The following is a 19,250-nucleotide window of genomic DNA, read 5'->3' as shown; positions in this document are numbered from 1 at the left end:
AAATGAACGCAAATGAACGCAAATGAACGCAAATGAACGCAAATGAACGCAAATGAACGCAAATGAACGCAAATGAACGCAAATGAATGCAAATGAATGCAAATGAATGCAAATTTAATTTTCTAAAACCAAAAAAAGCAGCACCCCAAAAGAGCACTGCCATTCTCTATTAAAATTAATTTCTAAACGAAAAACCTTAACGCTTCACATTCACCACATAACGCCCCGTCGTCTTATTGGATAAAAAACGATCTAAGTACTCAGGGGTTTGCTCAAGGGTAATCTCTTCGCCATAACTCTCAAGATTAGGCAATTTCATATCCGTAGCGATACGTTGCCAGATCGCCTTTTTATCCTCTAATGGAATATAGAGCGAATTGATACCCAGTAGAGGTAAGGTAATCCCCCAATTAAATGCATTCTATTGGACAAATCGCAAACTTAATGAACGTTGCGAGGAACGTTAGGTTTGCCTAGAGCACATTCCAGCGCCTCCCGATCCCAATTACCGAGATTGGCAGCAGCCTCATAAGTGGATTGCAAAAACGCCATAAGCGTGGCATCTGGATCGTCGCTCGTTCGCACAGCATCATAAGGGAGCAAAAACTCTCCAAGGTCTTTATCAAACCTTGCCTCTACTGGTTCTACTTTTTGCTCAGCAAAACCGTCTAGCCCCGGATAGGTGTAAGAATAGAACATCGGCTCATCCACACCGCTACCACCTGGCCAAAATCCTGTAGACGATACCTCATGGCTATAAGCCTCTTGCGCCACTTTATCTGGTAAGTTCGGAATACCTGCCGGGTGCAGAGGTGCAAGACGACCCGAAAACCGTGTGACCGCCAGATCGAACGATCCCCAGAACAGATGCGAGGGTGACACCTTTCCGATAAATCCAGAGCGAAAATGAGTAAACACTCGGTCAATCTGGAGTAAAGCCGTGTGAAAGTTGGCAACAGCATTAGAGTTATAAGGTCGAGTCTCAGTATCTTTCACAAAAGGCGTTGCATCTTCTAACTCGTTCGGCTGTTCATGAATATCAAAAGTCCCGCCTACCCCTTCAACAATCACTTTAGTTTGAGCATAAAAGTCGGCAACGCTCATGTCTTTGAGAGCAAATTCCTCTGAGCGTCCATCGTCAGATATCGCACGTAATGTATGATCACAAAAATCAAGTGTCAAAGTGACATAGCGATCACTATCTGGAACAGATCCTGTCGATAAACCTTGTGGCGTGACATACAAGGTCGTATGCCATGAATGATTAATCCACGGGGTATGCGATAATCGGTATTTGCCAACGATCTGGCAGCATAGATGTAATAGCGTACAGGTCTCTTTCCACTCTTGATAAGGAATATCAGGCCAACTATCAACTGTCGGTTTCATACAGTGCTCCATTGTTTACTATAGAACGTAACATTAAGCTTAATTTATACCGTAAAATGATCGTTAATTTGCTTTATTCCAAATGAGGATTAAATTTAGCTAATTAATTATTACCTAACTGCTAAACCAAAACTTAACCTTGCACATTCACCACATAACGCCCTGTAGCCTTTTTTGCCATAAAACGAGCTAGGTACTCAGGCGTTTGCTCAAGGGTAATCTCTTCGCAGTACTGCTCAAGATTAGGCAGTTTCATATCCGTAGAGACCCGCTGCCAAATGACTTTTTTATCTTCTAGCGGAATATAGACTGAATCGATACCTAGTAGCGATACCGCGCGGGTGATAAATGGTATCACGGTCATAGAAAGCTCAGGGGACGCCGCCAAACCACAAGAGGTGACCGCGCCGCCCGCTTTGGTTTGTTTGAGCAAGTTAGCCAAATAGTCGCCGCCGATCGTATCGATTGCGTTAGCCCACAGCTCGCGACCGACGGGTCTCTCGCCGACTTCATTGATGGTATCAGGGTTACGTACTTCATTTGCGCCAAGCTCCTTTAGATGATCGGCTTGCTCGCTTTTGCTTGAGAAGGCGATAACCTCAAAACCCAAATGACTTAAAATTGCGATGCTTATACTACCCACACCGCCCGATGCACCTGTCACGGCAACTGGGCCATCTTCAGGTTTTGCGCCCATTTTTTGTAGCTTTTGCACGCTTAACGCTGCCGTTAGACCACCGGTGCCGTAGATCATCGCCTCTTTTAGACTCAAAGCTTCTGGACGAGCTACCGCCCAATCGGCAGGGATAGAGATCATCTGACCCAGACCGCCGTCGGTATCCATGCCCAAATCATAGCCAAAGATTACCACTTCTTGGCCTTTTTCAAAGGTACCAGATTTGTCGCTGACTACGACGCCTGCAGCATCAATACCTGGAGTATGTGGGTAATTTTTGGTAATTCTTTTATTACCTGATGCCGACATTGCGTCTTTGTAGTTCAGCGATGAGTAGTGTACTTCGATTAATAAATCATTATCAGGTAAATCGCTAACGCTGCGCTCCTGAATACTTTTCTTAAACTCGCCGTCGCTAGTTTCTTCGACCACTAGCGCTTTAAAGGTTTGATTAGACATTGTCTTATTCCTTATTAAATATTATTAAGTGAATTTTGCATCAATGTCTTAAGGCTTTAGTAATATCTTACCTTTTTTCTCTGACTGCACTTTTTCAGACACTGCCGTTTGGATGTCATCTAAGCTGTAAATACCGCCCGTTGGCAGTTTAAAATTACCGCTAGCGGCATTGTCAATCAGCTCTTTGATCAAGCGCCGTTTATTGTCATTACTGATCTCTTGCATAAGATCGCTGGCCCAAAAGCCTTTGACCTTGGTTAAATTAAAAATTAAATTGCTAGGATTGAGCATCAACGGTTCACCAGATACCGAACCTAAAGACGCCATCGCGCCATGCTTACCGAGTAGTGATATTAGCTCACCGCCAGATTTGCCACCGACGGCGTCGACCGCGCCGCTAATCTTTGCGTCACCAACGATACTTTTAACGTGCTGCTTCCAGTCCTCATTATCAGTGACGATATTGTTTTCAGTGATACCTAAATCGATAAGCTCTTGCTCTGACTCTTTGCTACGGACTAAATTAATAGTATGGATATTACGCTGGGGCGCGAGCATAGCCATTGATTCACCAACCGCGCCATTAGCCGCGTTTTGGATAAGCCATTGACCTGGCTCTATGTTTAAAAACTCAATAAGCAATAAAGCACTCATCGGCATGGCGATTAATTGCGCCGCCATTTCATCATCGATAGCCTCTGGTATCGGGATTAGACTTTTTGCAGGCGCAATAAAATACTCCGCCCACGTGCCTTGTACGCCTGAGACCACGACGCGTTGACCTTTTTCAAAACCTTCCACCTTACTACCTAAGGCGTCAATCGTACCTACCGCTTCAGAGCCGCCCGTAGCAGGCAATTCAGGCTTATTGCCGTATTCGCCTTTGATAGTCACGATGTCATGATTATGAATTGAGGAGAGGATAGTTTTGATACGGACTTCGTTGTCCTTAGGCTCAGGAGTAGGGCTATCGTTGATACTTAGAACTTCTGAGGGCTTGCCAAATTCGTTATAAGTTGCAGTACGCATAGGATTATCCTTTTTTATTATTTAAAACAATTTATAAATTTAAGTGTTTTATTAAAATTTATTAACGACTAGACATTCACCTTAACAATTCAAGCTTTGCTCTCGCAAGCTGACTTTAGTTACCTTAGGTTGTGCGTTCCTTAGAATTGTAAAATAAGTGGGGCTTAGCCTAATGCTTTATTAACGAGTACTACTTTTGCGCTATTGGTTCAGGATTGTGCATAAAAAAAGCAGCGCTTCATATAATAGAAGCGCTGCTTTAGCTAATAGGGCAAATAATAAGTTTTGAAACTAATAAGCTATTATTATGGCTTCAATAGTACCTTACCATTTTTGCCCGACTGCAATTTGCCATCGACCGCTTTAGTAATATCCGCTAAATCAAAAATAGCTTCGACAGGAAGCTGTAATTTACCATCTACGGCGCGCTCGACTAATTCATCAACTAGGCGTTGTTTATTCTCCACGCTCATCTCTTGACTGAGCTTACTACCCCAAAATCCTTTTAGAATGGCTTGTTTAAAGATCACATGCGTCGGATTGAGCACCATCGGTTTGCCTGACATCGCACCAAATACTGCAAAGGTGCCACCATGACCGAGTAGCGATAATAGATCGCCGCTATTTTCACCACCGACTGAATCTACCGCCGCACTGATTTTGTCTTCACCTAGTATCGATTTGACTTGCTCTTTCCAGTCCTCATCATCAGTGTTGACGTTGTTTTCTGCGCCGATCTCTTCTAGCTCCTTTATGGCATCCGTACTACGCACCACATTGACGGTTTTGACGCCGCGCGCTGCCGCTAGCATGGCAAGTGATTTACCGACCGCGCCATTAGCAGCGTTGTGGATAATCCATTGACCACTCTCGACTTCTAAGAACTCTAATAGCATCAAGGCACTAAGCGGCATGGCGATCAATTGCGCTGCCATCTCATCGTCCAAGCTCTCAGGTATCGCAAATACCATATCTTCCGAGGCGACGAAGTACTCCGCCCAAGTGGCTTGCACGCTAGCAGCGGCTACTCGTTGCCCGACTTTTAAATCCTTCACGTCACTACCAACGGCATCGACGACGCCTACCGCTTCAGAACCGGCAATAGCGGGCATCTCAGGCTTAAAGCCGTATTTGCCGCGAATGGTCAATAGGTCATGGTTGTGGATAGAAGCGAGTACGGTTTTGACACGTACCTCATTGGCTTTAGGCTTTGGGACAGGGCTGTCGCCTAAGCTGAGGACTTCGGTAGGTTTGCCAAAATGATCATAAGTTGCGCTACGCATAATAAATCCTTTTTAGTAAGTATTTTCAGTGCTTTTAAAACAGGGAGAGTTAACAAGGTTTACAGTAACCAATTAAGCTTAATTAACTCAGTGCAAGTTTAGTTAACTGAGCGATTTTGATCAGTCTAGGTTTTTGGGCTTAACCTTTCATATTAGAAGTTTTAAGCTTCAACCACTACTTTACCGACCGTGTGATTGGTCTCCACTTGACGATGTGCGTCGTGTAACGCTGTAAAGGCAAAAGTCTTAAACACATGCGGTTTTAGCGTGCCCTTCTCGATCATGGTCTTTAAGGTTTGCATATCATCGCCGTTTGAGGTCACATTGAAATAAGAGACGTCAATATCGTGCTGCTTGGCATACGCTTTGGTCTTATCAGAGAACTCCGGGGTAGGCAGAGAAATGATAGATTTGCCATCTTTAGTGACTCGCAATGACTTTTCTAACACCTCACCACCGATTGCATCCAAAACAAAATCTAAATCTGAGACGATTTTTTCAAAGTCTTGGGTTTTATAATCGATATGCTCATCCGCGCCTAGTGATAACACAAAGTCCCGGTTATCAGCGGAGGAAGTGGAGATGACATAAGCGCCGATATCTTTGGCAATCTGTACCGCGAAATGACCGACGCCGCCAGAGCCGGCATGAATCAGTACTTTATCACCCGCCTTTATTCTTGGGCTTAGCACTTGTAGCGCGGTCAAAGCAGCAAGCGTGGTAGCCGCCGCTTCTGTAAAAGAAGTGTCACTCGGTATCTTAGCTAACTGCTTGGCGGGGGCAGAGGCATACTCGGCATACGCATTACCATGACCGGGAAAGTTCACTAGGCCAAACACCCTATCGCCCGCTTCAAAATCGGTAACATCGTCACCTATAGCAGTGACTACGCCTGCGATATCCCAACCAAGAATTAGTGGTCTATCGGTGCCGTAGACTTGATCAAGCAGTTTGGGCATCTCGCGTATTTTGACATCGACAGGGTTGATGCTAATGGCTTTAATGTCGATCAGTACTTCATTTGCTTTGGGCGTTGGTTTATCGATCTCGCTTACGATAAGGTTTTCGATACCGCCCGCTTCGTGCAATAAATAGGCTTGCATAGTGCTCTCCTTAATTATTTTATAAAATAATTAGGAATAACCTTAACAAGAGATTTTGATTACTAACAAGGCAACTTTCGTTACCTCGTGTTGTCACAAACCCGTACCAGCATCAGCGCTCAATAAAACTCAATACGGCTAAGGATATGCTCTTGCACTAAATAAGCGCAGACATAAGCACTCGGCCAAGCGAACACAAATGCTAGACTCCACGAACTCAATAAATCAGCGAAAAAATGATCGCTATAGCCGGCTTTGACTAGTATCAGTGCCGCTGAGATAATGAGTGACATCATCAAGGCCATTAAGCAAGTGAAGATCAGTCGATAATACTTGCGACGAGTACGGATTCTGATAGTAGGGAAGTTTGCCATAATTTGCTACTTAGATACTCTTTTGAGAGACAGTTATTAAAAAATAGAAGAAGATAGAGTTATGCTGGCTATCATATAACCTATATATATCAAGGTAAATTGGTTATTATTAATCATTATGTTTTGACAATCGCAACCATGAAAACCCTTAACAAGCATAAAAGGCAAAAAATAATAACAGGGTTATATAATGAACATGAATAAGAAACCTCCTCAGCAAAGAATGCTATTGCAAAAAACACTTCATCAAAAAACTTTAGGCATCATCGGCGGTATGAGCTGGGAGAGCACCGAAAGCTATTATCGGCTGATTAATGAAGGTGTCAAAGCTGAGCTTGGCAATCTACATTCAGCGGATTTGCTCATTAATAGCTTAGACTTTGCCCCGATTGGTGAGCTGCAAGCAAAAGGCGAGTGGGCACAAATGGGCGCGATATTAGCTAATAGCGGCAAACGTCTGCAAGCGGCTGGCGCGCAAGGGCTACTAATCGCCACCAATACCATGCATAAAGTCGCCGATGAAGTGCAAGCGGCAACGGGCTTACCGATTATCCATATTGCCGATGCAACCGCTACAGCGATTAATGCGCAAAGACTGACTAAGATAGGCTTGCTCGGTACGCAGTTTACAATGACGCAGGATTTTTATAAGCAGCGCCTGACAGATAGCGGCTTGCAAGTGATGATACCCGAAGAGGACGCAAGAGCAGAAGTGCACCGCATCATCTATGAGGAGCTGTGCCAAGGGCAGTTATTGGATAGCTCAAGAGAGTATTATAAAAGGGTCATTGAGCAGTTAGTCGATATAGGCTGTGAGGGGGTGATTTTGGGCTGTACTGAGATTGGCTTGCTGATTACACAAGCCGACAGCCCCATTCCTGTCTTTGATACCACCGCTATTCATGCGGCAGCGGCGGTCCATTTTTTATTGGACCATGTTTTACATGAATAACGCTCTTACTTGAATAAGGCTAAGATGAACTATTAGCCCTTATCCTAATTTGTTTAATGGCTACCATGAACTTTTTCATGCACTCTGATAATACGGCGCAGCGGTAAGCGCTTCCATGACGTCGTTGGCAAGGCATCACGACACGTCGCACAGGTGCCGACATGCGCGCGATAGCCCTCAGCTGTTTGCGCGGCTTCCTCTCCGGACAAGTTTTTACCTTTGCGCCAGCCGCCGGATAGATATAACCCTCCTCCCATGACAGCGGTAGCGACCATGCCTGCTGGAAACGATAGCCAAAGCGCATCAGAGCCAAGTATCGGATACATCCCAAAGGCAAAGCCAAGGCGCACCGGATACATCGAAATCGCCATGACGACTAGCGGCCAAATCACATAGCCGTTGGCGCGCATAGTACCAAAGAAAACTTGCGCTATACCGAAGAACATAAAGCCCCAAGTCGCCATGATTTGAATATGGCGCCCGATCGGTACTGCGGGGCTGTCACTGCCTAAGAAAAAGCTCAAAATCGTTTTATCAAATACAGTCAGCACCCCGATCATCGTGCCGGTCAATACCACGTTGAAGATAAGCCCCCAACGGGTAATTCCTGCCACCCGGCTCCATTGATTGGCGCCGATATTCTGCGCCACCATCGCGCTAGCCGCAGCACTTAGTGCCATCGCTGGCATCTGCACGTAAGTCCAAAGCTGCTGGGTAGCGCTATAAGCCGCGGTGGTCTGTACACCCTCGCGGTTAATCAAAGATAGCATAGTCAGCGCGGCGGTCGAGATGACGATCATCTGCAGTCCCATCGGTAAGCCCTTGGAAAACATAGACTTCAAAATGCTTAGTTTAGCCTTCAAAAATCTCAGCTCTGGCATACTAAGGGTTAGCACTGAGCCGCGCCAGTACATAGTCGTCACCATACCGATGAGCGCTAAAGTGTTGGCAACGGCAGTGGCGAAAGCTGAGCCAAAGATACCCCATTCAGGGAATGGCCCGAGACCCAAAATAAGCGTTGGGGTCAAAATAAGATCAATCACCACCGACATGGCGATAAACCAAAGCGGCGTGGTGGAATCGCCGGTTCCGCGCAGCGCCATCATCATCAACGTAAAGGTTAGGGTGACCGGCATCGCTACAAAAATCATGCGCAGATAAGTCAAAGCAAGCTCAAAAGCAGTGGGCGGCGTCCCGAGCAGATCAAGCAAAGTCGGCGCAAATATCCAGCCTATCGCTGACAGTAAGATGCTGATCGGCACAATACTGCCTAGCGCCGTTCCCATAGTTTGCTTGACCTTTATGCTGTCGCGTTCGCCCATCGCCTGACCGATAAAAATAGTCGCCGCCATACCGAAACCGAACACGAAGGAGATCATGATAAACATCAAGATATTGCCGTTCGCTGTCGCTGCGAGCGCTTCTTCGCCCAAAAACCTGCCGACCCAAACGGCATTGATCGAGCCATTGAGCGACTGTAGCGCTGAGGAGCCAAGCGTTGGCAAGGCAAACAGCAGCATAGTTTTGGCGATAGAGCCTTTGGTGAGGTCACGCGATTTACTGGTGAGAGTATTAGTGTCGCTCAAGGTGCATCCTTTTGTGCCACTTCGGTTGGCTTCGGTTTACGATAAAAACGCTTAGTATAAATGACATCGCTCATGATATCTCGAATAGAAAGGTAATCGCTCGGCATTTATCTTTTTTATCAAACGTATAAGGAGACCTCTGACTACAAAGTTATGAATTAAAAAACATCAGCACAAGTTTACCGTTAAACTCATAGTCAAAATTTACTTTTACCTTACCTCTTCACAAGGATGACTCAATGCTCTTAAAACGCTTAGGCCTCGCCGCGCTATTCAGTTTCTCAGTGGTGGGCTGTACCACCGCGCCCAACACTCTCGCGGTCAATACCACCCAAAAAATCATTCAATATGAGCGTAATAAGTCTGATTTAGCGGTCAAATCGCTAACGCTAGCTTCTGGCGATAAGATAGTTTATGCCGAAAACGCCAATCTGACAGGCGAGCCGTTATTACTCATTCATGGCTTTGGGGGTAATAAAGATAACTTTACTCGTATCGCCGATGAGCTAGAAGCCTATCATGTGGTTATTCCAGATCTGCTGGGGTTTGGCGAGTCGAGCAAGCCGATGGACGCAGACTATCGCTCGGAGGCGCAAGCCACACGTTTGCATGAGCTGTTGCAAGCTAAGGGACTGGCAAACAATATCCATGTCGGTGGTAATTCGATGGGCGGCGCGATCAGTGTGGCTTATGCCGCAAAGTACCCCAAAGACGTTAAGAGTCTCTGGCTCGTCGATACAGCAGGATTTTGGTCAGCAGGTATTCCGAAGTCGTTAGAAGGCGCAACTTTGGAGAACAATCCACTACTGATTAAGAGCAAGGAAGACTTCTATAAGATGTATGATTTCGTCATGTATAAGCCGCCTTATCTGCCCAAGTCGGTCAAAGCGGTATTTGCGCAAGAGCGCATCAACAATAAAGCGTTAGATGCCAAAATCCTAGCGCAAATCGTCACCGATAATGTGGAGGAGCGTGCAAAAATCATCGCCGAGTATAAAATTCCAACGCTAGTAGTATGGGGCGATAAAGATCAAGTGATCAAGCCTGAAACAGTGAATGTGATAAAAAAGATCATCCCGCAATCAGAAGTAATTATGATGAAAGACGTCGGTCATGTACCGATGATTGAGGCGCTCGATGAAACGGCGGAGGATTATAAACGCTTTCGTGAAGGGCTTACAAAGTAGTTTTTAAGATTTATTTTGCATAAAAAAGAAACATCAGTTGTCTGGTGTTTCTTTTTTTACTACAGGATTGTATTTACCTCGATCAAACTACAACTCTTTCACTATTCGCTCTAACAACTCAATCGTTTTCTCTTTTCTAACCAAAGCGACTCCTTGTCCTGCCCACAAAGATTGATGCTCTACGTCAAGGCTCTTTTTGGCTTGACTACGTAAAGACTTAGTCATAGCATTTAATTGAGGATAAGGTGGTAGCTGCTGAGCATTTTCAAATTGTGCAAAATTACGCAAATAATCATTTAACAAACCGCGTGCCTGCTTACCTGAAAACAGCCGAGTTAGACGCGTCTCACTGCTACGCTTATCTTGACTAGCATCTAGCAAGGCTTGCTTATAACTATCATTGATAGCGCATGTGTCTGTGGTCAAAAATGCCGTCCCGATTTGCGCCAGCTCAGCACCTGCTGTTTGAATCGTCTTAATAGCTTGCCCCGTCATAATACCGCCAGCCGCGATTAACGGAATATCGGTACAAGCGCGTGTTTGGCTAATCAGCGTCAATAATCCCAATGGATCGTTGGTACTTTGTGGCAACCAACCACCACGATGCCCGCCAGCTTCTACCCCTTGCACGCATACTGCATCAACGCCAATCTCTGCCCATGCTTTTGCTTCCAGTGGATGATTGGCCGTACCGATGACATGCGTGCCTAAACTCTGCAAACGCTGTACGTGCTCAGCACTGATAATGCCAAAGGTAAAACTAGCGACAGGAACGGGATTGTCATAGAGGACTTGTAGCTGCTCGCGAAAGTTGTGCGCTGGACGTTTCGGTAACGCTATTTCAATATTATGCTGTTGATAATACTCGCTTAACCAAGCAGGGGTTTCGCTATCCAAAGTAGTAGAGTCATGCTCAGATAACACCATCAGATTGATCATAAAAGGACGGTCGGTGAGCGATTTAAGAGTATTAATGTGGTCATTTAAAATATCTGGCGCTGTTGTCCCTCCTCCTAATGACCCCAAGCCACCAAAGTTACTCACCGTCGCCGCCAGTTCAGGCGTGGTCGCTCCCGCCATAGGTGCTTGCACAATAGGGTGGGTCAAATCAAAGGTATTCAATAAGGTCATGAGAGCGTCCTTTTTATTCGATGAGAAGGTTTTCATGACTTACTGTATCAAAGCTGAACGCTGTGCGTGTTAGATAATGTTTATTTCGTTATTCGATATAAGAAGTAGGTTTTGACTATAGCAGCAATCTTTCTAAGATTAGTAGCCAATAATTAAAAATGAGCCAGTTCCCAAAACTATCAAAAAGACAGCTAAGAAAACGAACCCATTTTTATAACTTTATTTGTTCAGTTTTAATTCAACTGCAAAGATCCCTTAGCATTCATCAATAGCTCAACCACATCATCGCCACTAATCTTCGTGAAGCGTTTATCGATAGCAGAGTCTTCGATACCGTTGTGTTCCATACACGCGCCGCAGACGAGAACGTTGCCGCCTTTATCTACAAAGGCTTCTAGCAACTCTTTAGCAGGTTTAAACGGTGCGCCGATATCGACATTATCCAAAGCCTTGGGTACGCCTAAATGTACCGCATCGACCATCAGAATGACCGAGGCAGAGTGGCCTTGTTCAAGCGCTTTGCCTGCCATAGTGAACGCTAAAGTGATCTTGATTGGGTTTGATTCAGCATTATCGAATAGCGTACCAACATAATCAGTGCGGTAATCTGTATTATTAGCCATATTATTCTCCTTATAGACTGTATTGAGTTGAGTATGACACTCATACTTATCCTAACATTTATTATACTAATTTATATAATGTATTGTTATAGAAGAGTAGCTACAAGGTTATTCAATGGTTTTATAATATAGCAATGCTGGGCTAAAGCCGAAGCCTACAGCAAACTAGCTTGTTCAAATATAAGAGTGATAAGTAAGCTTGATTTCTATTAAGCAGAATAAAATCAACCCATCGGCGGCCAACGATGAGTCTTATCACTGTCTATCCAATCTTGAATCCACGGCTCAGTGGGGGTATCCCAAGCTTTTTCACCTAGTGCTTCTAATACTTTGGCGGTTTCAATCACTTTGCCGCCTTTGGTGACACCTGTACGTAATAGCACCGAGGAGCAAGGATTACCTTTCACCCACATCGAATGCTCAAGATAGAGCCAGCGCTTATCCATACCGACCAGCTGCGTCTTTATCGTCACTTTATCAAACAGGCGAATACGCTTACGATACTGAATCGTGCTGCCTGCCACTACCATGCCCCAACGCCGCTTGAGCAGCTGCTTGGCAAGCCCTGTGCGAATGATAAAATCTGTACGGCCAATATCATAGACCGTCAATACGCGGCCATTATTCATCTCAAACATTGGATCGATATCGGTGATGCTACAGCGCACCGTGACTTCGCTGACTTGATCAAACGCTAGAGGTTGAGCTTTTTTATTAGTGATAAACGCATCAACGATCGACTTAGTGTAACGCAAGTAAGGATACATAATAGAGTCTCAAAAGTTTAAGGACAGGTCAGTTGTGCAGTTATTTAGACTTGACGGTAGCGTCCACACCGATGGAGTGAAAGTACGCGCTGACGGTTTCGGGAAGCCAATTAATATCAAATCTGGATTTTTGATCACGGCCCTGAGCTTGTTTACTATCCGAGCGATAGCGAATGTAGCCGACATGCCCGCCGTGCTTGGTATCGATGATAGTGACGCAGTCGGAGACATCGTTAGCAGTGGCGGTAAAGCCCAAAAAAGGATCGTCTTTGGCGCTAATCAGTAATAAGGGCCTTGTAACATCACGCAAGTAGGGCAGTGCTGAGGCGCTATGATAGTAGTCATTATTGGAGCGATAGCCATGACGCGGCGCGGTAAAGATATCGTCAAAGTCGCTGATACGATTGACCGCTTTGATAGAGTCGATCTCCTCTTTGCTGATGTCATTGGCAAGCGCTTTTTTGATAATCGGATTGAGCAGATAGGGCGTATAGATGCGATGACTCAAAAAGCCATGCATACTAAGCGCGGCTGACGACATATCGACAGGTGCGGAGATGACAGCGGCAGCTTTACAGAGCGCTTTATCGCCGTATTCGCCCATGTATTTGGCCAAGGCATTACCACCCAGTGAGACGCCAACCGCATACATATTGGCGTATTTTTCACTTAAGTTTTGTAGCATGTAATGCACCTCGCCAGTATCGCCCGCGTTATAGAACACCCGTCCACTAGCGGGAATACCGCCGCAACTACGAAAGTGCGCAACCACGAAGTGCCAGCCTTGCGCGTGCATCTGATAAGCCAAAGCGCGCGCATAATGGCTATCACTGCTGCCTTCCATACCATGAAACAAGACGATTAATGGCGTTTCTTCCAATAAGCCATCAGTGTTTTCTACTATAGGATGAGCATCATAAAAATCGTAGGCAATATCGCTCTCGCCCAACGAGTCTTTGCGTACCACTCGTCTATACTCAGGCGCTTTGGGTGCAAAAAACTTCGGTAAGATACTTTGTAAGTGCGGATTATTCAGCCAAAATGGTGGCTTAAATTCGTTATAAGTAAAAGTTGTCATAGGAGGGTTTCTACAGTTGTAAAATAAAAGAGAAGTATAAATACAGTCGATCCACTATAAAGTAAATACAGTGCTACTGGGATGAATTTTGCGCAGCATCGAAGGAACGCAGCACGCAAGGAAAATTTATACCAGTAGCACGCTGTAATGACTGTACTCTTTTTATTTGGTATTAAATATAGGGAGTATAAGTATGATTTAAATAGCTAGTTTCACGTGAAACCTAGCAAGCTTACAGAGCTTAAGTCATAAACTATCAATTCATCTAATTTGTCATCATACTAAGCTCGCATCAAGGTTCCAATAGTTTTTAGTGAACGGCTGAGTGAACAGATGATTACTATTAATTGTACAACTGAGCTAAGTTTGCTGCTCGAAAATTTACTAATCTGAAGGTTCTACAACTCTACCTGCCATTGCTAGCTCAGTTTTTAGGGTATCAATATCTGCCTCAGCGATAGTAACGGTCAAAGTTACTTGCTTACTATAAGCGACATCCTTGATAGTCCCAGCCATACTTTCAACCACATAGCGACACTGAGCTTCGGTAGCAAAGTCAGCCAGTATTTGCACTTGCGTCATCGGCACAAATGGCAGCAATATCATCTGATCGACAGCTGCTTGCGCAGAGCCTGCGTAGGCACGAGTGAGACCGCCTGCGCCAAGCTTGATACCGCCAAAGTAGCGCACCACGATAATGATAATGTTGCCAATAGATTTATGCTGCAGGACGCCTAGTATCGGTCGTCCTGCGGTGCCACTAGGCTCGCCATCATCATCAAAACCGGCGCTAGTGGTATTCTCAGGATCACCTATGATATAAGCCCAGCACCAGTGCCGCGCATCAGGGTATTTATCGCGCAGATGTTCCACATGAAACATCGCTTGCTCGCGCGAGTTTACCGGATAAGCATAAGCAATAAACTCAGACTTCTTAATCTCAAGTCGAGCGGTGACGGGTTTTTTTAGGGTTAGATAGCTCATATTATGTTGATGGTACATTTAGGTTTGGATGGGATATGTTAAACTGACACCACTATAACAAAACCCTATATCAGCAAAGGTAGTAAAAAGTATGCGTCTCGATAAATTTATCAGTAAAGCCACTGAGCTGTCGCGTAAAGAGTCCAAAAAAATTCTTCACGCGAGCGAAGTTACCGTCAATGACGAAGTCGTTAAAGACCCGGGGCTACACGTCGATATTATTAATGACGAAGTGCTGTGGGCAGGTGAGCCTCTATCGGTCGCTACCGGTAGCCGCTATATCTTATTGCATAAGCCTGAGGGCTTTGAATGCACGCTAAAGGCCAAAGAATATCCTATCGTGACTGAGCTGATTGCAGTACCAGAGCTGGGTAGTTTGCGCATCGCGGGACGCTTGGATGTCGATACCACAGGGGCGTTACTCATTAGCGATGACGGCGGCTGGCTGCACCGCGTCACTAGTCCAAAACACGAGCATGCCAAAGTTTATGAGCTGACTTTGGCTGATGCTATGGATGAAGAAGAACAGACCAAAGCGATCAAAAAGGTGGGCGAAGGTATCTTGTTAGACGGTGATTATGAGCCGACTAAACCTGCAACCCTCGAGTTTATCGATGAGACCCATGCGCGGCTAACGCTAGAGCAAGGCAAATATCATCAGGTCAAACGTATGATGGGTTACTTCGGTAATAAAGTGGTCGAGCTGCATCGCGCTAGCATCGGTCATATTACCTTAGACGGGTTAGAGAAGGGCGATAGTCGCTTTTTAACGGCTGAGGAAGTCGAGAAATTTTAGTCTAAAATATTCATAAATGTAGGATTAAAGCTGCCGTAGGGTGCGCCCAGCGCACCTGAAATTTAGGTTGAGTTATTTAACGCGTTTCATCGGCCTTTTTGGCCTCTATTGCACCTCTCTTAAGCTCAAGTAGCGCTTTTGCAAAAGTAACTAGCAAACCCTCCCCAAATTTAGCTGATATGCTAAAGTCCTGATATCTTTTTACTCTACTTTTTTAAATAATGTTTTTGAACTAAATGATGATTACCTTATCATTGGTTGATAAACCCTATTTGCTAGGATAATGCTGTGAAACTACTTTTATTGAAACCTATCAGTTTTATTAGTGCTTTACTATTAACGGCGACGGCTTGTGCGCAACCTACGACTTCAACCGATAAAAAAATCAACATTACTCAGAGTGCAGCGGTGGATAAAGTTAGTGTTGCCATTGATAGTCAACTACGGCAAGTATTGACAGAGGTCGGGATCAAAGCGCAAATATTGTCTATCGAGACCTCCAATTTACCTAATATGTATCAGGTTAATCTAGTTGGACAGCCGCCTCTACATATCACCGCTGATGGCAAATATGTCATCCAAGGCGAGCTACAAAAAAACCCAAGTCCGCAAGCTAGTAAGCAAACACCGGCGCGAGCCACTAGCGCGCAAGCAGGCGAGTATGTCAGTGCAGCCGTTAAATCATCACTACTAGACAATATGTCAGCGCTGAAAAACATGAGTGCCAAAACGCCATTCTTTTATACCGCAGTACCGGGCGTGATTTGGGGCGCGACTTTAGAGGGTGTACCGTTCTTATTATCAGATGATGCTCAGTACATTACTGATGGCGAGATATCCGTTATCGAGAATGGTCAGTTCACGGGGCTTGATGAGACTTTTGAGGCGAATAAAAACAAGTCTGTCTTTGCCACTTTAGATGAGTCACAGCTGATTACTTATCCGGCAACGACTACTGAGCGCGCGGTGATCTATGTGGCTACCGATGTTAATTGCCCTTATTGTCGTCAGCTGCATAAGCAGATGGAAGGTCTCAATGCCAAAGGCGTCACCGTTAAGACTATCGGTTATCCTATCTATGAGCAGTCACCTGCGCAGATGCGCGGGATTTGGTGTCAAGCTGATGACAGCAGTCGCCGTAACGCTTTAGACAAAGCTATGTTAGAAGGTCAAATGACCCCAGCCCCTGCCAGCTGTACGAGTGATTATGTTACCCCCAATCGTGACAAGGCGGCGGGTCTTGCGGTAATAGCCACGCCAGCGATTTATCGTGACGATGGCGTCCTGTATCAGGCGAGCTTTGAGAGTCCTGAATTCTTAGAGTTTTTGGGAGTGCAGTAGTTAGCTCGTTTACAGCTATTTCCAAAATTTAAGACCCCATAAAAAGCGCGCTATAAACTATCAATATATAGCGCGCTTTTTATGCGAAGTGGTTTTAAAACTTAAATAGCTCGTATGCCTTTAAAGTTCATAGAGAGTCTTAATTTAAGGCAACACCACATCGACGATTTGCCAGTCAATTAAGCCTTGACGCTGCATCTCGATAGTCAGTGGATAGCCTTTGACTTGACCGCTAATAGTAAAGCAGTTTATACCGCAGTAACTTAAGCTGGGCTTGTCGCTGTCAGTACCTTGCGCCGCTTGTTGCTCAAGCTCGCTGGCTTGTTTTTGCATGACCAACTGTATTTGGTTTTTGACCACCGCATTGATATCACCGCGTTGAATGATTAAGTCTTGAATAAGGTTTTTGAGATCGACCTGGTTATTGGCAATAGCCCAAGCGGCAGCTAGCTCTTTGGTGGCGTTATTGGCTTGACCTTGAGTATTAATGAGGGTTTCGACATTGTCAGGGGTGATTGCCCCTTTCACCGCTTGACTGATAAAATTATCAGCTGCTTGCTCTAAGGGCGCACCGCCAAGCTCAGCGACCAGCGGATACTTGGTCATCGTCAAAGCAAATTTATCAGCCAGCTGCGTATAGACACTAGGGCGTACTTGCTCGTAATCGATAGCGGCGGCGATAGTCGCGCCATCTTTGTCCTCATAAGCGTTTTTTAATTGATAAGCGCTGTAATAGGGCGAGCCGGCATAGACCACGACTGCCATAACTACGATTAATAAAATAAAAGCCGTTAGTTTTTTCATAAATAATGCTCTCTTATACCGAATTTCAAGTAGTAACGCCCGCTTATAAGGCGCTAAATACTAGCATGACTTTAGCGCCTCATGTTATGAAAAACTAGAGAATAATTAGGCTAAGAGGATATAGGTGTGATTATCTGAACCATAAAACTGCATAGGTAATAATTTCATAATCGTTAAGCTTGATAAATCAGCGAGTCATCTCCATTAACAGGCCAAACTTTTATATCTTTATACCTTTATTTATTAATTGATTTGGTTATGACAGTGCGTTGCTGATTTTGCTGATACGATACGATGTTGATTTAGTGTTTCACATGAAACACTTTTTGGCACTAATGAGTAGTCAGCGTATGATTATTAGCAGACATGACTGTGATGACAATAGGAGAGCTCATGAGTAAGCGCGATTTTTATGAAGTATTAGGGGTCAGTAAAACGGCTGATAGCAAAGAGGTAAAAAGAGCCTACCGTAAGCTGGCGATGAAATACCATCCTGATCGTAACTCTGATGACCCTGATGCGGAAGAAAAGTTCAAAGAAGCGTCGATGGCTTATGAGGTGCTTAGCGATGAAGATAAGCGCTCAGCCTACGACCGTATGGGCCATGCTGCCTTTGAAAACGGTATGGGCGGCGGTGGCGGCTTCGGCGGCGGCGGTAACTTCCAAGACATCTTTGGCGATATCTTTGGTAACTTCGGAGATATCTTCGGGCAAGCACGTGGCGGCGGTAGTCGTACACGTCGCGGCTCTGATCTTCGTTATGTCATCGAGCTGACCCTTGAGGAAGCGGTACGCGGCTGCCAAAAAGAGATCAGCTTCACCGCGCCTGCGCCCTGTGATACTTGTGATGGTAAAGGGGCCAAAGACGCCTCCGATATCGTTACTTGCCAGACTTGTCATGGTCAAGGCCAAGTGCGTATGCAGCAAGGCTTCTTTGCCGTGCAGCAAGCTTGTCCACAGTGCGGCGGTAGCGGTAAACAAATCAAAAACCCATGCCCTGACTGTCACGGTAATGGCGTGCAAGAAAAGTCTCGTACTCTTGAGGTCTCTATACCGGCAGGCGTCGATGATGGCGATCGCGTACGTCTAGCAGGTGAAGGCGAAGCGGGCGGAGCTGGCGTGCAAAACGGTGATCTCTACGTTGAAGTACGCGTGAAGCCTCATGAAGTCTTTACTCGTCAAGGCGCGGATCTGTATATGGATGTGCCGGTCAGTATCACTGATGCGGCTTTGGGTAAAGAAGTCGAAATCCCCACTTTAGATGGCAAAGTCAAAATCAAGGTCGCGGAAGGTACGCAAAGCGGTAAGCTATTACGAGTTCGCGGTAAAGGCGTCACCCCAGTACGTACCACCATGAAAGGCGATCTGATTTGCCGCGTCATTATCGAGACGCCAGTCAATCTCACCCGCGAACAAAAAGATCTGTTACGTGAGTTCCAGGATACGCTAGATGGCGATAGCAAACATCAACAGTCACCGCACAAAAAATCTTTCTTTAAAAAGATTGGCGAGTTGTTCGATTAAATGATAAGTTTTTGAACAGCTAGCTACTAGTAGGCCTAATAGTTTCACGTGAAACTATTAGGCCTTTTTTATGTTTACTTGTTAGCCGTAGCAAAATCAATTCATGCTATGATATTCATCATCTAAACAAATTTTACACCCTTAAAAATAAATATTTAGGATAA

General features: G+C 45.2%; 19 protein-coding genes. 5 read left to right on the top strand and 14 right to left on the bottom strand.

What is annotated here, in order from left to right:
- Positions 1 to 196: 196 nt before the first annotated feature.
- The 7 genes from ACTXGJ_RS07600 to ACTXGJ_RS07570 all read right to left on the bottom strand — a co-directional run bounded on the left by ACTXGJ_RS07600 (position 197) and on the right by ACTXGJ_RS07570 (position 6,313).
- A complete protein-coding gene (locus tag ACTXGJ_RS07600; protein WP_443565560.1) occupies positions 197 to 319 on the bottom strand; it encodes a hypothetical protein in 123 nt (40 codons plus the stop codon).
- 122 nt (positions 320 to 441) lie between these two features.
- Positions 442 to 1,389 (bottom strand): DUF5996 family protein, encoded by a 948-nt coding sequence (locus tag ACTXGJ_RS07595; RefSeq protein ID WP_443565559.1) that lies wholly within the window; start codon positions 1,387 to 1,389, stop codon positions 442 to 444.
- Positions 1,390 to 1,522: 133 nt separating this feature from the next.
- A complete protein-coding gene (locus ACTXGJ_RS07590; protein WP_443565557.1) occupies positions 1,523 to 2,524 on the bottom strand; it encodes a YhdH/YhfP family quinone oxidoreductase in 1,002 nt (333 codons plus the stop codon).
- Positions 2,525 to 2,572: 48 nt separating this feature from the next.
- A complete protein-coding gene (locus tag ACTXGJ_RS07585; RefSeq protein WP_443565556.1) occupies positions 2,573 to 3,553 on the bottom strand; it encodes a zinc-binding dehydrogenase in 981 nt (326 codons plus the stop codon).
- A 305-nt stretch (positions 3,554 to 3,858) separates the two neighbouring features.
- Positions 3,859 to 4,836, bottom strand: a complete 978-nt coding sequence (locus tag ACTXGJ_RS07580; protein WP_443565555.1) for a zinc-binding dehydrogenase — start codon at positions 4,834 to 4,836, stop codon at positions 3,859 to 3,861.
- 161 nt (positions 4,837 to 4,997) lie between these two features.
- Positions 4,998 to 5,939 (bottom strand): NADP-dependent oxidoreductase, encoded by a 942-nt coding sequence (locus tag ACTXGJ_RS07575; RefSeq protein WP_443565554.1) that lies wholly within the window; start codon positions 5,937 to 5,939, stop codon positions 4,998 to 5,000.
- 119 nt (positions 5,940 to 6,058) lie between these two features.
- Positions 6,059 to 6,313 (bottom strand): DUF2798 domain-containing protein, encoded by a 255-nt coding sequence (locus ACTXGJ_RS07570; RefSeq protein ID WP_439242103.1) that lies wholly within the window; start codon positions 6,311 to 6,313, stop codon positions 6,059 to 6,061.
- 196 nt (positions 6,314 to 6,509) lie between these two features.
- On the opposite strand from ACTXGJ_RS07570, the gene ACTXGJ_RS07565 reads away from it, so the two are divergent.
- A complete protein-coding gene (locus ACTXGJ_RS07565) occupies positions 6,510 to 7,265 on the top strand; it encodes an aspartate/glutamate racemase family protein (protein WP_443565553.1) in 756 nt (251 codons plus the stop codon).
- A gap of 53 nt (positions 7,266 to 7,318) precedes the next feature.
- On the opposite strand, the gene ACTXGJ_RS07560 is transcribed toward ACTXGJ_RS07565, so the two are convergent.
- Entirely contained in the window at positions 7,319 to 8,851 is a 1,533-nt protein-coding gene (locus ACTXGJ_RS07560; RefSeq protein ID WP_443565552.1) for an MATE family efflux transporter, read from the bottom strand.
- 239 nt (positions 8,852 to 9,090) lie between these two features.
- Here ACTXGJ_RS07560 and ACTXGJ_RS07555 point away from each other — a divergent pair, with 239 nt between their 5' ends.
- Positions 9,091 to 10,038, top strand: coding sequence for an alpha/beta hydrolase (locus ACTXGJ_RS07555; RefSeq protein ID WP_443565551.1), 948 nt, complete (start codon positions 9,091 to 9,093; stop codon positions 10,036 to 10,038).
- Positions 10,039 to 10,125: 87 nt separating this feature from the next.
- Here ACTXGJ_RS07555 and ACTXGJ_RS07550 read toward each other — a convergent pair whose 3' ends face one another.
- The 5 genes from ACTXGJ_RS07550 to ACTXGJ_RS07530 all read right to left on the bottom strand — a co-directional run bounded on the left by ACTXGJ_RS07550 (position 10,126) and on the right by ACTXGJ_RS07530 (position 14,621).
- Positions 10,126 to 11,169, bottom strand: a complete 1,044-nt coding sequence (locus tag ACTXGJ_RS07550; RefSeq protein ID WP_443565550.1) for an NAD(P)H-dependent flavin oxidoreductase — start codon at positions 11,167 to 11,169, stop codon at positions 10,126 to 10,128.
- Positions 11,170 to 11,402: 233 nt separating this feature from the next.
- Positions 11,403 to 11,792 (bottom strand): DsrE family protein, encoded by a 390-nt coding sequence (locus ACTXGJ_RS07545; RefSeq protein WP_443565549.1) that lies wholly within the window; start codon positions 11,790 to 11,792, stop codon positions 11,403 to 11,405.
- 224 nt (positions 11,793 to 12,016) lie between these two features.
- Positions 12,017 to 12,559 carry an acyl-CoA thioesterase gene (locus tag ACTXGJ_RS07540; protein WP_443565547.1) on the bottom strand — a complete coding sequence of 181 codons (543 nt, stop codon included), beginning with the start codon at positions 12,557 to 12,559 and terminating at the stop codon, positions 12,017 to 12,019.
- A gap of 40 nt (positions 12,560 to 12,599) precedes the next feature.
- Entirely contained in the window at positions 12,600 to 13,637 is a 1,038-nt protein-coding gene (locus ACTXGJ_RS07535; protein WP_443565545.1) for a YheT family hydrolase, read from the bottom strand.
- 384 nt (positions 13,638 to 14,021) lie between these two features.
- Positions 14,022 to 14,621: a YigZ family protein gene (locus ACTXGJ_RS07530; protein ID WP_439242400.1), complete on the bottom strand. Its 600-nt coding sequence runs from the start codon at positions 14,619 to 14,621 to the stop codon at positions 14,022 to 14,024.
- A gap of 91 nt (positions 14,622 to 14,712) precedes the next feature.
- Here ACTXGJ_RS07530 and ACTXGJ_RS07525 point away from each other — a divergent pair, with 91 nt between their 5' ends.
- Together ACTXGJ_RS07525 and ACTXGJ_RS07520 are read left to right on the top strand one after the other, a co-directional pair.
- A complete protein-coding gene (locus ACTXGJ_RS07525) occupies positions 14,713 to 15,417 on the top strand; it encodes a pseudouridine synthase (RefSeq protein ID WP_439242120.1) in 705 nt (234 codons plus the stop codon).
- 288 nt (positions 15,418 to 15,705) lie between these two features.
- Positions 15,706 to 16,758 (top strand): thioredoxin fold domain-containing protein, encoded by a 1,053-nt coding sequence (locus ACTXGJ_RS07520; protein ID WP_443565544.1) that lies wholly within the window; start codon positions 15,706 to 15,708, stop codon positions 16,756 to 16,758.
- Between the two features lie 144 nt (positions 16,759 to 16,902).
- Here the strand turns inward: ACTXGJ_RS07520 and ACTXGJ_RS07515 are convergent, their stop codons facing one another.
- Positions 16,903 to 17,562: a DUF2939 domain-containing protein gene (locus ACTXGJ_RS07515; protein WP_443565543.1), complete on the bottom strand. Its 660-nt coding sequence runs from the start codon at positions 17,560 to 17,562 to the stop codon at positions 16,903 to 16,905.
- A gap of 393 nt (positions 17,563 to 17,955) precedes the next feature.
- On the opposite strand from ACTXGJ_RS07515, the gene dnaJ reads away from it, so the two are divergent.
- A complete protein-coding gene (gene dnaJ / locus ACTXGJ_RS07510; RefSeq protein WP_439275780.1) occupies positions 17,956 to 19,086 on the top strand; it encodes a molecular chaperone DnaJ in 1,131 nt (376 codons plus the stop codon).
- Positions 19,087 to 19,250 lie beyond the last annotated feature (164 nt).

This window comes from Psychrobacter sp. 1Y11, from assembly GCF_052259045.1.
GTDB lineage: Bacteria > Pseudomonadota > Gammaproteobacteria > Pseudomonadales > Moraxellaceae > Psychrobacter.
Note: the sequence above shows the minus strand (reverse complement) of the source record. Positions and strands in the feature narration are given on the sequence as shown.

Excerpts from the sequence above, each read along its gene's own strand:
- ACTXGJ_RS07600 (WP_443565560.1), bottom strand. The coding sequence starts at position 319 with ATGAAATTGCCTAATCTTGAGAGTTATGGCGAAGAGATTACCCTTGAG.
- ACTXGJ_RS07595 (WP_443565559.1), bottom strand. The coding sequence starts at position 1,389 with ATGAAACCGACAGTTGATAGTTGGCCTGATATTCCTTATCAAGAGTGG.
- ACTXGJ_RS07590 (WP_443565557.1), bottom strand. The coding sequence starts at position 2,524 with ATGTCTAATCAAACCTTTAAAGCGCTAGTGGTCGAAGAAACTAGCGAC.
- ACTXGJ_RS07585 (WP_443565556.1), bottom strand. The coding sequence starts at position 3,553 with ATGCGTACTGCAACTTATAACGAATTTGGCAAGCCCTCAGAAGTTCTA.
- ACTXGJ_RS07580 (WP_443565555.1), bottom strand. The coding sequence starts at position 4,836 with ATGCGTAGCGCAACTTATGATCATTTTGGCAAACCTACCGAAGTCCTC.
- ACTXGJ_RS07575 (WP_443565554.1), bottom strand. The coding sequence starts at position 5,939 with ATGCAAGCCTATTTATTGCACGAAGCGGGCGGTATCGAAAACCTTATC.
- ACTXGJ_RS07570 (WP_439242103.1), bottom strand. The coding sequence starts at position 6,313 with ATGGCAAACTTCCCTACTATCAGAATCCGTACTCGTCGCAAGTATTAT.
- ACTXGJ_RS07565 (WP_443565553.1), top strand. The coding sequence starts at position 6,510 with ATGAATAAGAAACCTCCTCAGCAAAGAATGCTATTGCAAAAAACACTT.
- ACTXGJ_RS07555 (WP_443565551.1), top strand. The coding sequence starts at position 9,091 with ATGCTCTTAAAACGCTTAGGCCTCGCCGCGCTATTCAGTTTCTCAGTG.
- ACTXGJ_RS07550 (WP_443565550.1), bottom strand. The coding sequence starts at position 11,169 with ATGACCTTATTGAATACCTTTGATTTGACCCACCCTATTGTGCAAGCA.
- ACTXGJ_RS07545 (WP_443565549.1), bottom strand. The coding sequence starts at position 11,792 with ATGGCTAATAATACAGATTACCGCACTGATTATGTTGGTACGCTATTC.
- ACTXGJ_RS07540 (WP_443565547.1), bottom strand. The coding sequence starts at position 12,559 with ATGTATCCTTACTTGCGTTACACTAAGTCGATCGTTGATGCGTTTATC.
- ACTXGJ_RS07535 (WP_443565545.1), bottom strand. The coding sequence starts at position 13,637 with ATGACAACTTTTACTTATAACGAATTTAAGCCACCATTTTGGCTGAAT.
- ACTXGJ_RS07530 (WP_439242400.1), bottom strand. The coding sequence starts at position 14,621 with ATGAGCTATCTAACCCTAAAAAAACCCGTCACCGCTCGACTTGAGATT.
- ACTXGJ_RS07525 (WP_439242120.1), top strand. The coding sequence starts at position 14,713 with ATGCGTCTCGATAAATTTATCAGTAAAGCCACTGAGCTGTCGCGTAAA.
- ACTXGJ_RS07515 (WP_443565543.1), bottom strand. The coding sequence starts at position 17,562 with ATGAAAAAACTAACGGCTTTTATTTTATTAATCGTAGTTATGGCAGTC.
- dnaJ (WP_439275780.1), top strand. The coding sequence starts at position 17,956 with ATGAGTAAGCGCGATTTTTATGAAGTATTAGGGGTCAGTAAAACGGCT.